General features: G+C 35.2%; 4 protein-coding genes. All 4 read left to right on the forward strand.

What is annotated here, in order from left to right:
- The first annotated feature begins 135 nt into the window (after positions 1 to 135).
- The 4 genes from ACQY63_RS11535 (at position 136) to ACQY63_RS11550 (ending at position 13,633) form a co-directional block, all read left to right on the forward strand.
- Positions 136 to 3,198, forward strand: a complete 3,063-nt coding sequence (locus ACQY63_RS11535) for a hypothetical protein (RefSeq protein WP_428245246.1) — start codon at positions 136 to 138, stop codon at positions 3,196 to 3,198.
- Between the two features lie 187 nt (positions 3,199 to 3,385).
- Positions 3,386 to 8,785: a phosphodiester glycosidase family protein gene (locus tag ACQY63_RS11540; RefSeq protein WP_428245247.1), complete on the forward strand. Its 5,400-nt coding sequence runs from the start codon at positions 3,386 to 3,388 to the stop codon at positions 8,783 to 8,785.
- A gap of 15 nt (positions 8,786 to 8,800) precedes the next feature.
- Positions 8,801 to 12,175 (forward strand): CotH kinase family protein, encoded by a 3,375-nt coding sequence (locus tag ACQY63_RS11545; RefSeq protein ID WP_428245248.1) that lies wholly within the window; start codon positions 8,801 to 8,803, stop codon positions 12,173 to 12,175.
- 408 nt (positions 12,176 to 12,583) lie between these two features.
- The gene (locus ACQY63_RS11550) at positions 12,584 to 13,633 is read left to right on the forward strand and encodes a hypothetical protein (protein WP_428245249.1); all 1,050 of its coding nucleotides are present in this window, start codon (positions 12,584 to 12,586) and stop codon (positions 13,631 to 13,633) included.
- Positions 13,634 to 13,709 lie beyond the last annotated feature (76 nt).

Raw genomic sequence — 13,709 nt, forward strand, 5'->3', positions numbered from 1 at the left:
CATTTTGTTGTTTTAAATATGGAAATATAGTAGAATAGAAAGCAGTCAAAGAGAGAAACTCTGGGATGAAAAATTTAAAAAATCAAGGAGAATGAACTCTAAGATGAAAATTTACTAATCGAAAGGAGAGGTATTATGAACTTTAGTAAAAAAATGAAGAAGTTTGTGGCTATTTTATCAGCAATAGCTATGGTTGTTGCAGGTATTACATATACACCACAGACTATCCAGGCAGCCACACTTGCGGCTGAAGGTGTTACTTATGAAGTTGGAACACCTACAGGTAATTATCCTGGATTCACATGTCAAGGAGCATTTGAAGATACAATGCGCTTTGGTTTTGCATGGGAAGGCAGTGAGACAACTTCAAGAACAGCAACAGTAGTTGTAAAGAAAGCAGATGAAACAATACTTGATTTAAAGGAGAAGAATAATGGAGATTCAATCTATGTTAGTGAGTTAGCTTCTTTAGATGCAGGTGAATATGTGATTACTTTTACTGGAACAGGAGATTTAACAAGTCAGGTAGCAACTGTTCCTTTAACAGTAACAAAAGCAAGTACAGGTGAAGATGAAGATACTTCACTTAAATGGAAGTTACAGACACCGGAAACAGATGAACTTGTAAAGTCAGACTATACTCAGGAAGGATTTGAAGTTAAAGATATTCCTGCTGATGCTGATAAGTGGTCTTACGGAGCATTCTTAGAAGGAGTTCCGGTAACAGAAGGACAGACTTACACAGTTTCATTGAAACTTACATCAACAGTTAACAAAGTCATTCCTGTTGAGGTGACAAATGGATCAGCAAAGAAAAATGAAGATGTTAATGTAACAGCAGAAGGTACAACATTCTCATATAAGTTTACAGCTAAAGCAGACACTATAAGTGTTTATATGCCATTAGGTCAGGGCGAGGGTGAAACACTTGAGGAAGCTTATACTATTATAGCATCAGAATTTAAGGTTGAGGAAAGTGAACCAGATCCAGTTGAACCAACAATTGATTATGCAGCAAAACTTACTACAGAAGAAAACCTTGCATATAATAAGACAGCTGTAGGTGGTCCTACATGGAGAGAAGGACAGGCAGAATATCTTACAGATGGTATAGCTGATAAGGGAAATAAAAATTACGGAGCTATTACTGTTGAAAATGGTAAGACAGGATATTTTGATGTAGATTTAGGACAGACATATAGTGCAGAAAGCATTGATGCAGTAGTTATTTGGTGGAGATCAGGAGATTCTCATTTTTATCCAAAGAATGGATATAGTATTCAATTTGGAGTTAATGGTGTTTATGATACAGTAGCAAAAACAACAAGTGATGATTATCCGGAAGAAAGAGCAAATGGATATGCTGATGGGGATCAGATGATGGTTCCTACAGTCATTGATAAATCTGCAATGAAAGGAAATGTATCAAACGTAAGAGTTTACATTGATGAGGATGTTGAATGGGGAGCACAGATTGCTGAAATAGCTGTATTTTCAGAAAAACCTGGTAATCCAGTTGAAGTTGAACCAGCAGCTAATGCAGCAGCAGTTTCTGTTTCATCAACAGCTAAGGGTGAACTTACATTTAACATTACAGCAGGAGAAAATCAGGAAGGATATAAGTATTTTGTATATTTAGATGATGCAAAAGATGCTACAGTATCTGATTGTGAAGCAGGAAAAGATTATACATTAACAGACTTAGAATCAGGAATGCATACAATTAAGGTTGTATCATATTATGCAGGTGGTTTCTCAGAAGGTATTGTCAGCGAAGCTGTTAAGGTTAAGACAGTAGTTGATGATGCAGCAGATTATTCAAAGAACTTTGCTTTAGATAAGGCTTATGAGCTTGCAGGTGATAAGAGTGCTGAAGGAGACGGTAGCGTTACAAACGGTATTATTTCAGGCACAGATTATGCAACAACAACAAAGAATACAGCAGAAGGATACTTTATCATTGATTTAGGTAAAGAATATAATACATCACTTATTAAAAACGTAAGTGTATGGTACAGAATATTAACAGGTGGATGCTGGCCTGAAAAAGAAGGACAGCAGGTTCAGTTCTCAACTGATAAGAATGAGTGGTCAACTGTAGCAACAGTTAGTCAGGATGAGTTTGATGCTCAAAGAGTTAAACAGAATAAAGCACCTTTCGTAATTTCAGCAGATATAACAACTGAAATCGAAAAAGTAAGATATGTAAGAATTTTCTATCCAGCAGCAGTAATATATGGTGCTCAGGTAACAGAAATTGCAGTATTTGGTGATGTTCCAGCAGAAGATATTCCAAAAACTCCAATTGAAGTTACAGGTCAGAAGATTGTATCTCAGAAAAATATGACAGTTAAGTTCTCATGGACAGAAACAGACGAACAGGTAGCTTTAGGACAGTTATATAATGTATACATTGACGGTGCATTTTATAAAGAAGGTGTAAAGGCACAGGAATTAGAATACACATTTACAACAGAAGGTAAGCATACTATTAAGATTACAGCAGTTGTAAGTGGTCGTGAAACAGAAGGTGTTACAATGGAAGTTGAGGTTAAGAAGCAGGTTGAATCTTCAGATACAACAACATCAACAACAACACCAAGTGCAACAACAAATTCAAGTGTAACAACACCAGATGCATCATCAGCAGATGTTACATCACCGGATGCATCATCAGCAGATGTTACATCACCGGATGCATCATCTGCTGATGTAACAACACCAGATGTATCAACACCAGATGTATCAACACCAGATGTAACAACACCAGATGTATCAACACCAGATGTATCAACACCAGATGCATCAACTTCAGATGAAACAACAACACCTAAGGTAACAACAGCTAAGCCAACAGCTAAGCCAACAGCTAAGCCAACAGTTAAACCAACAACAGCTAAACCAACTACAAAGAAGGTTTCACTTAAGCAGACAAAGGTTACAAAGAAAGTAACAAAGAAGCTTAGCTCAAAGAAGGTTAAATTAACATTCAAGAAGGTTAAAGGCGCTAAGAAATATACAATTCAGGTTTCAACAAGCAAGAAGTTCAAGAAGGTTCTTTACAAGAAGACAGTTAAGAAGACAAAAGTTACTCTTTCAAGTAAGAAACTTAAAGGCAAGAAGAAATTATACATTAGAGTAAAGGCAGTTGGAGCTAAGAAGTGGTCTAAGCCAGTTAAGATTAAAGTTAAAAAGTAGTTAAATTAATAAAAACATTTTTAAGAGGATAGTAGTAATGCTATCCTCTTTTTTTACAAATTGCCCCTATTAATTAATAGGAATCAATGCTATAATCGTAAAGTATCATTTGCCAAAAAATGTATAAAATGGGCTAAAAATACGAAAATGACAAATGAAAACATTTAACAAAGAGGAGGGAAAACACATGTTAAAAAAAGCAGGTAAGAAATTTTTATCTGTGGTACTTGCAACAGCAATGGTAGTGAGCAGTATAACTGTTTACGGTGCAAGTGTTAAAGTACCGGAAGACAGAGTGCTAACATCTGTAAAAGAATACAGTATAGCACCTGGTATTAAGGAGAAACACATTACAACAGTAGATAAGGATGGAAATAATCAGGTTCAGGCCTATATGGCAGAAGTAGATTTGAAAACATCTAGTGTTGGAATGATGGCTGGTTATAAGGACTATGATAAGACCGGTAAATGGGGCATGCAGACAGTTCGAGATCAGGTAAAAGTAGCAGAAAAAGCAACAGGAAAAACAATCGTAGCAGCAATTAATGGTGATTATTTTGACATGGGAACAGGTCAGCCATGGGGTGCATTAGTTATGGGAGGAGACATTGTTCAGTCTCAGAACGAGTATCCATACTTTGCAATAATGAAAGATGGAACAGCTGATTGTAGAGAAGCATATGAACCTTTAGATAATGTAGTTGAAGCTATTGGTTCACCATTCTTTTTAGTAAAAGATGGAAAGGCATTAGAAGAATTAGCATACGATCCATACACAAGCCCAAGATGTGCAGTAGGTATAAAGGCAGACGGTTCAGTTATTATATATGAAGCAGATGGTAGACAGGCACCAAAGTCATGTGGTCAGTCACTTTATGAAACTGCAAAACAAATGGCAGCTATGGGATGCGTTGAAGCATTATACTTAGATGGTGGTGGTTCAGCAACATTTGCATCAAGAACAGAAGGAACAGATTCATTAGAAGTAAAGAATAGCCCATCTGATGGAACAGAAAGAAAAGTTTCTTCATCGTTATTCATTTATTCAGATGCAAAGGCAGATGGTGAATTTGATCATGCAACAATCTCACCTTTAGAGGAAGTATATACACCAGGTTCAACTGTACAGTTTGAAGCAACAGGTGTTGACAGTGCAGGTGGCAAGGCAGATTTGCCTAAAGATGCAACTTTTGTATTAAAAGATGATAGCTTTGGCACAATTGATGGAACAACAGGTCAATTTGTTTCTAATGGAACAGAAGGAACTGTAGAAGTACAGTTAAAGTCAGGAGATAAAGTTGTTGGTAGCACAACAATTGAAGTAAGAAAACCTGACAGCATTACATTCGTAAATGATGAAGTAAACCTTGGTTTTGAAGAAGAAACAGATTTAGGTTTAACTGTTAAGTGGAATAACAGACAGGTTAATTATGTAGATGGTGATTTTATTTGGACAACTGAAAATGTAACAGATGCTAACAAACAGCCTAGTGATTTATCAATTGGTACATTTAAGGATAATAAATTTACATCATCAGACGGAAATACTTTATATGGAACTATCAGATGTAAGTACAAAGATAGCGACATCCAGGCAACAATTAATGTTGTTGTAGGATTACAGCCAACAGTTGTATATGACTTTGAAGACCATACAATGGAAGATGGAACAGTAATTCCTGCAGCAGACTGGTATTCAACAGCAGCAGACAAGAAAGAACCAAATGCCGGATTTAAGACAATGAATTATGGCAGAGGTGGTAACGAGTCTACAGAAGTTGTTGATATTGCAAGTGGTGAGCCTGTAAGATTTGGTAATCATTCGCTTAAATTAAACTATGACTTCTCACAGTGTGGAGCTGTTACAGAAGGTGCATGCGTAGGTCTTGAAAATCCATCAGGAGACATACCTGGAACACCAACAGGAATTGGTATGTATGTATATGCACCGGAAGGAATACCAAACTTTTGGTTGAGAATTCAACTATATGATGCTAACGGAACAGTTCTTAACTTGAACTTTACAGAAGAAGCAAATTTGGATGAACATAAACTTGGTGGTTTCGATTGGACAGGTTGGAAATATGTAGAAGCCAGTTTAAAGGATTATCAGGCACCATACAAATTCCTTGGAAACAACATGATTAGACTTATGTTCGTAAACGGAACAGGTATGGGTAAATATGACAAGGATGGAAACGAAGTTCAGCCAAGTGACCGTAAGGGAGCAATCTATATTGACAACATTCAGTTCGTATATGGAGCAAATACTGATGATACAGACAACCCAAGTATTGATACAATTTCAGCCAACGGAACTGAATTAAATGATGATGCAGTGCTTGACACAAACAATGTAACATTCACAGCAAGAGCATCAGACTTACAAAACAAATACACATCAGGTGTAGATTTTACAACAGCAAACGTATGGTTAGATGGTGTTAATCTTACAAATGGCGGTAGTATGCATACTGACGAAAGTAAGGATGAAATCTCATTAAATAACCAGAAACTTGCAAACGGAAAGCATACTATCAAATTCTCTGTCAGAGATAAGTTCGGTAACGAAGCGTCAAAGACAAAGACTTTTGAAGTGAAAAATAAAGATGACAATACAGTTACAATTAATGCTACTTCACAGGGAGAAGTAAATATTGGTGACGAGGCGAACATCGACTTTACAGCAAGTGATGTAAGTAAAGTTAATGAATTAACAGCAACAGTTAAATTAGCAAAAGGTTATTCTGATTATTCAGTAAGTTATGCTGAAGGCTTTGAACAGGCAAAAGAACCTGAATATAACAAAGCAAACAATCAGGTAACAATCTATGCTAAGAAAAAAGCAAGTGAAACAAGTAATCAGATTGCAACTTATGCAGATACAGCAAACGAAGACTCAAATAAGATTGCAACATTATCTGTAAAGATTCCATTAGATGTAAGCGCTGGAAGCAAATTCTCATATTCAATTCCTAGCGCAACATATAAGATTGCAGCAGGTGACGGTGAAGAAACATATACATTTGTTCAGGATACAGAATATACAGATATCGGTGATTACTACACAATTTCTTTCAGTGACTTAATTGAAGGAATGGACATTACAATGTCAGTTAAAGACAGCAAGACAGGCAAGAGAGTGAAAGGTGTATCTGTTTATAAGGAGGATGGTGAACTTCTTGGTAAGACAGATTTAAGAGGAAATATTACAACATCTAAGTTTCAGGAAGCACAGGCAATTTCAGTTTATGCTCAGGATGACAATGGACATCGTTCATTTATTACCAAGGCACAGACATACGCTACAGCCGGTAATGAAGATGGTACACCAACATTTGTTAAGGTTAATGCTGTCAAAGATTCAACATCTATGAAGAATATCACTTGGGTTTCAAAACCGGGCGTAAGTGAAGACACACCTGTTGTTTTATACGCAAAGAAGAGTGATTATGAAAAAGATGGAGACGCTGCATTCAAGAAGGTTGAAGGCAAGTGCAAACTTACATCTCTTTCTGGATATTCAGATGTAAAAGAAAATAGAATTATCTATGCTAACTCAGCAGAAATTAGCAATTTAGATGCTGATACAACTTACATATACAAAGTTGGAGACGGAGATTTATGGTCTAAGGAATATGAATTTACAACTGCTTACAAGAATGAAGATACTAAGTTCTTCTTAGTTGGTGATACACAGGCAGAAGATACAACAATTATTTCTAAGATTACAGATATGATTTCAAAAGAACATTATGATTTTGGTGTTCAGACAGGTGACTTTGTAGATGATCCTACAAAGTACAATTACTGGGATAATATTTTAACAGCCTTTGACGGTGATGTATTTAAGGGTGTTGATATGATTCATGTAACAGGAAACCATGAATTAGCAGGTGATCCTGATTCAACAATTGCAAAGAATATGTTCAATATTGAAAGTGAACATCACTACTCAGTAACTTATGGAAATGTATACGTTGCAGTTATTGGATACACAGCTTCAAAGAATCAGACAATTGAAGATGCAAAATGGTTAGTAGAAGATGCAGCAAAGAGCAATGCAAAATGGAAAGTTGTTGTGTCACATCAGCCACCTTATGGAACAAATGAAACAACACATGACTGCGAAAACGTACATAAGTATATTTCAGAAGCATGTGACCAAGCAGGTATTGATTTTATGTTCTCAGGGCATGATCATGCTTATGCAAGAACAAATCCATTAAAGGCAGGCACAAGAGACACAGAAAACGGAACAGTATATTATGTATGTGGTTCAACAGGTGAAAAATCATACCCTGCAACAAATGTAAGAGGTTATGATTTCGCTAAATTTGGAAACACAGACTACGACGGAATTTATTTCTCAGTTGATGCAAATGCATCAGAATTTAAAGTTGATGTATATGATCAGGATGGAAATTTATTAGACACATATACAAAGTCAAAAGGTGAATGTGCAAATGGAATCCATGATTATGTATATCAGGGAGATGGACATTTAATATGTAAGAAGTGTGATGGCTCAAGAAAAGTTGACGGTTACACAGGTATTGCAACTAATAAGGACAATGGTCTTCCAATGTTCTTTGCAAATGGAAATCTTGATAAGAACAGATGGGAAACAAATGACAATGACAACTACTATGTAGGAGAAGACGGAGTAGCAGTTACAGGCAAGAATACAATTGACGGAAAAGAATATACTTTTGATGAAAATGGTAAGTTTGTAAGAGGCTCATTTGTTGAAGAAGTTGTTAAGGATAAGAAAGGCAAAGATGTTACTATTACAAGATACTACACAGCAGGCGGTAGCTATGCATTAATGTGGCAGGAAATTGACGGAAATCTCTATTACTTCCAGAACAGCGGTAAAGAAATGGGTCGTATGTTATCAGGCGGTCAGTGGATTATCACAACAAGAGGAAAGAATACAAAGAGAACTTACACATTTGCAAAAGACGGTAAACTTACAGTAGGTGCTTTTGAAGATGAACTTGATTCAGATGGAAATGTTAAGGGTACAAGATATTACTGGGGTGAAAATTATGTAACAGGTGAAGTAGAAATTAAGGGCAAGATGTACAAGTTTGATGAAAACGGCTACATGGTTAAAGAGCCTGAAACTACAACTGATACAACAACAGAACCAGCAACAACAGAACCTACTACAACAACAGAAAAGCCGACTACACCGGCAACTACAACACAGAAACCAACAACTAAGAAACCAACAACTGTAGTTACAACACAGAAACTTGGTAAGGCAAGTGTTGCTAAGAAATCAGCTAAGAGAGTTTCTAAGAAGAAAATCTCATTAATGGTTAAGAAGGTTAATAAGGCTAATGGATATCAGGTAAGAGTTTACACAACAAAGAAAAATGCTAATAACAACAAGAAAGCGTTAGTAACTTGTACAAAGAAAGTTGTAAAAGCTAATAAGAACGCGGTAACAATTAAAGTAACTTCTAAGAAGTTTAAGAATAAGAAAACTTTATATGCAAGAGTAAGAGCATTTAGAAAAGTTGGTAAGAATACATCTTATGGAAAATGGTCAAAACCTGTTAAGATTAAAAACAAATAAGAATAGGAGCAGATAATGTACAGAAAAATAGTTAAGAAAATTATTTCTTGTACAACAGTTTGCACTTTGATTTTAGGTATGAGCAGTGTCAATTTCGACACTGCTTATGCTGAAAATGGGAGTGGATCCGATGTTAGTACAGTAGCTGAAAAAAATACTGAAGACACAAAAGAAAATTTGGCAGGAAACACATCAACAGACGATTACGATGTGACAAAAAGTGGTTTGCCTGTTGTATACATTAACACAGAAGACAATGGAGAAATTGCATCTAAGGAAGACTACATTGATGCTAATTTAAAAATTCAGGATGCAGGAACAGATGGAACAGAAGGAAAAGTAGAATATGATGGGGTTACAAAAGTAAAAGGTCATGGAAATTCTACATGGAGATGGTTTCCCAAAAAAGCATATAAATTAAAATTAGATAAGAAAACAAGCCTATTTGGAATGGGCAAAAATAAACATTGGTTATTACTTGCCAATTATATAGATGAAACTCAGATGAGAAATGCGCTTTCATCAAAGATAGGTAAAACATTTGGTGTAACAGCCATGGATACTGTTTGGGTTGAGGTGGTTATTAATGGAAAAAAACTTGGAACTTACCAATTATGTGAACAGGTAAGAATATCAAAAGACAGAGCAGATACTTATGACTGGGAAGACACTGCAGGAACAATTGCAGAAAAAATCGCCAAGAAAAATAATTTGTCTAGTAAGGAAGAAAAGGCGCTTTCAACACAAATGGAAGAAGACCTTAACTGGATGACAACTAAAACAGTTACATACAATGACGTTACATACAATATCGATGACTACTATGAAATTCCAAACGCTAACGGTGGATTCTTAATGGAAATTGACAACAATGCTGATGAGGCATCCTTGTTTTATACAGACAAGAAACAGTGTGTTATGTTTAAAAATCCGGAATTTATTAAAACAAACGAAACTGTCTTTAATAGTATTAAGACATATATGCAGAATTTTGAAAATGCCACATATAGCACAGACGGTTGTATTGACATAGACGGTGTAAAAACATCTTATACACAGTTATGTAATTTCGATTCTCTTGTAGCTTTTTGGTTTGCTTCTGAAATTCAGGTAAATGAATTTGGCGGAAGAAGTACATACGTTACAAAGGAAATAGATGGCGGTTTAACTTTTGGTCCTATTTGGGATTATGATTTCAGTTCAGGCTCTGTTGCACCTTTCGGAGCACAGGGAATTGAACGTTGGACTGCAAAGGACAGAACATGGTTCTCACAGTATGTAAAAGATCCTTACTTTGTTATAAAAGCAAGAGAACTTTACATGAAAAATAGAGATTTCTTAAATAATATTTATGCTGATGGAGGCTTACTTGACGGCTGGCATGACACATTAAAAACATCAGCGACACATAATGAAAGTATGTGGTTCTATTCAAAAGGTTTTGAAGGAGATTTTGCAACTTTAAAACAGTGGATGAAGAAGAGACTTACATGGATTAATGAACAGTTTGGAACAGACGCCTCAGCAATGAAATCATTTGGTGCACCTGTAAGCAAGGATATAACTGTTTCAATGACAGAAAATAATGGCACAAATAGCAACTATGGAAGCGGAGTTGCTAACACTTCAGGAGCAAATGACTCTGGAAGTGATATTAATGAAACAAGCAAAGTTGTAAAAAACAGCGACAACGCATTTCATGTAAGCACCGATACAGATAAGGTTACATTGAATTTTAAGTCAGATAACAAGGCTGATACTTCATTTAACTACTACATTAACGGAAAATACATTGATAATGTAAAATCTGAGAACAATGAAGTAGTAATAACAATTCCTGCAGAATTATTAACTAATAAAGATTCAAAGAACGTCGTTACAGTATGGGCAAAGGATGCAAATGGTAACCTTACAAGAATGAACTATGCTACTGTAAACTTTACAGATAAGCAAAGTCATACAGTAACATTCGAGGATGAAAAAGGAATTGAAACAACAGAAGTTTTAGATGGCGACACTGTTTACATGGACTATCCAAAATCAGATTCAGCTAATAGAATTTTTGTAGGCTGGACTGATGGAACAACAACTTATGACAAAGAATCACGCGTAGTTGTAAAAGAAGACATTGAACTAGCACCTGCCTGGGAACAGTGTGTAGATGGAGGTTTGGAACATACATGGAAAGAAGAAGTACCTGAAGGTGATGACTTTGAATGTAGTACATGTGGAAAAACTAAATTAGACAAAAACACATACAAGGACATAACAAAGATTTACTGTAATTTAAGCTTAAGATACTCTAATAGTTATACAGGTGGAGAAACAATACCAACAATTGATGTATACTATGATAATAAGAAATTAACAAAAGATGTTGATTATACAATCTCATTTAGAAATGACGTCAATGTAGGTTACGCTACATACACAATCAAGGGTATTAAGAAAAATGGCTTCAAAGGAACAGCGGAAATGTCATACAGAATAATACCAAGAGCCATTTATGCGTGTGTTTCTTATAATATTTTAGGGACTTATGAATATACAGGAAAGCCAATAGAGGCTAAGAATTATTCTGTAAGATTAATTAACAATGAACTAAACTATAATTGCCTATTAACTGAAGGAGTAGACTACACAGTAACATATCAAAATAATGTTGAAGTAGGTGAAGGAACAGCTATCCTTACAGGATTTGGTAACTTTAATAATACAAAGAATGTAAAAATGACTATAATCCCGGCAAAGGTAAAAGCTTTTGCAGGCAAAGCAAACGGCAAAAATGTAACATTGTCATGGAATAAGTCAGAAGAAGTAAATGGCTACAATGTTTACAGAAGAACAACTTCTACAGAAGAATGGACAAAAATCGCTAATGTGAAAGATACATCTTATGTAGATTCAGATGTAAAAGAAGGCAAAACATATAGTTATGCAATTGAAGGCTACACTGTAAAAGACGACAAAACTTATGTAGGTAAGAAGGTTGAAATTGAAGTTAAGAATACTCAGGAAACAACAACTGAACCATCAACAACATGTAAAAAGCCTACAACAACAACTAAACCATCAACAACATGTAAAAAGCCTACAACATCAAAGAACACAAGCAAACTTGCTAGGACAAAGCTTATAACTACAAGTAAAAAGAATAATTCTAAAAAGATTAGTATAAGTTTCAAAAAGGTTAAGGGAGCAAAGAAATATACAGTACAGATTTCTGCAACAAAGAATTTTAAAAAAGTTCTTGTTAAGAAAACAGTGAAGAAAACAAAAGTTTCAATAACAAGCTCAAAAGTTAAAAAGAAAAAGGTATTGTATGTAAGAGTAAAAGCTGTAGGCGCAGCTAAATGGTCCAAGCCAAAGAAAGTTAGAATTAAAAAATAAATACTTATTTTACTAAAATAAAAAATCAAACTGCAATATATTTGTCCGAGGAAGAAAACTAGATGTATTGTCAGTTTGATTTTTTTGTGCTATTTGCAATATAGTGAGTGACTTTTAGCTTTGTTATGTAATAAAAATTAATAAAAAAAATGTTTTTTATACCAAGAATATAAAAAATATACAGTGAATAGTGCAATTTGCGTAAAAATAATAATAAAAAATATACATAATACACAAAAATTCGTCTCGAACCGTTACAAGGGGAAAAATTGTTTTATATAAAATTGACACTTTAAAAAAAAATGGTATACTTAAACGGAGCCAAAAATTGGCAACATAAGATTGAATGAAAATATTATAGGAAGATTCAATCGGGTATGTTTTTTTACAATGAAAGGAGAAATAGAGATGAAAAAACAGCTTAAAAAAGCGCTCGCCGTTGTTTGTGCAGTTGCAATGGTAGTAGCAGGAATTACAGTAGTTCCAAACAGTGTAAAAGCTGACACAACAGGAGTAGAAGCACCAGCAGAACAGTTAAAAGAAATTGGTGGAGATGCAGCAGCAACTTGGTTCTATGATGAAGCAAAGACAACAGGAATTAAAGAAGTTGTAAATATTCAGAAACCAGGTTTCGCTAAAGAAAGCGGTGTTTATGTAACAGTACCAGCAGGAATTTCAAAGGTTACTGTAAATGGTAATGATGATGCAGCTTTAACAGCAATCCAGGGAGCTGGAGTTGTAGTATATTTAACATCATTAACAAAAGAATACAACACAGTTGTAATTACATACGCTAATGGAGAAGGAACAGTTGTAATTAAGAATGTTAATGGAACAAAAGATACAACAGACGTAACACAGCCAGATGCATCATCAGCAGACGTTTCACAGCCAGATGCATCATCAGCAGATGTAACTTCACCAGATGCATCATCAGCAGACGTAACATCAGCAGACGTAACTTCAGCAGACGTAACATCAGCAGACGTAACATCAGCAGATGTAACATCAGCAGACGTAACTTCAGCAGACGTAACTTCAGCAGACGTAACATCAGCAGATGTAACATCAGCAGACTCAACATCAACAGATGTAACTACAACACCAAAGGCTACAACAGCTAAGCCAACAACAGCTAAGCCAACAACAGCTAAGCCAAAGGCAACAACAAAGAAAGCTTCACTTAAGCAGACAAAGGTTACTAAGAAAGTAACAAAGAAACTTAGCTCAAAGAAAGTTAAATTAACATTCAAGAAAGTTAAGGGTGCTAAGAAGTACACAGTACAGGTATCAACAAGCAAGAAGTTTAAGAAAGTTCTTTACAAGAAGACAGTTAAGAAGACAAAAGTTACTCTTTCAAGCAAGAAATTAAAGAACAAGAAGAAATTATATGTAAGAGTAAAAGCTGTAGGCGCTAAGAAATGGTCAAAGGTTGTTAAAATTAAAGTAAAGAAATAATTAAAATTACATATTTTAATCTAACAGAGTCCCTTATGAACTGTGATGGTTCGTAAGGGGCTTTTTGTGTGCCAAA

Origin of the sequence: Eubacterium sp. Marseille-QA0814, assembly GCF_965119675.1 — a bacterium.
Lineage (GTDB): Bacteria > Bacillota > Clostridia > Lachnospirales > Lachnospiraceae > Eubacterium_G.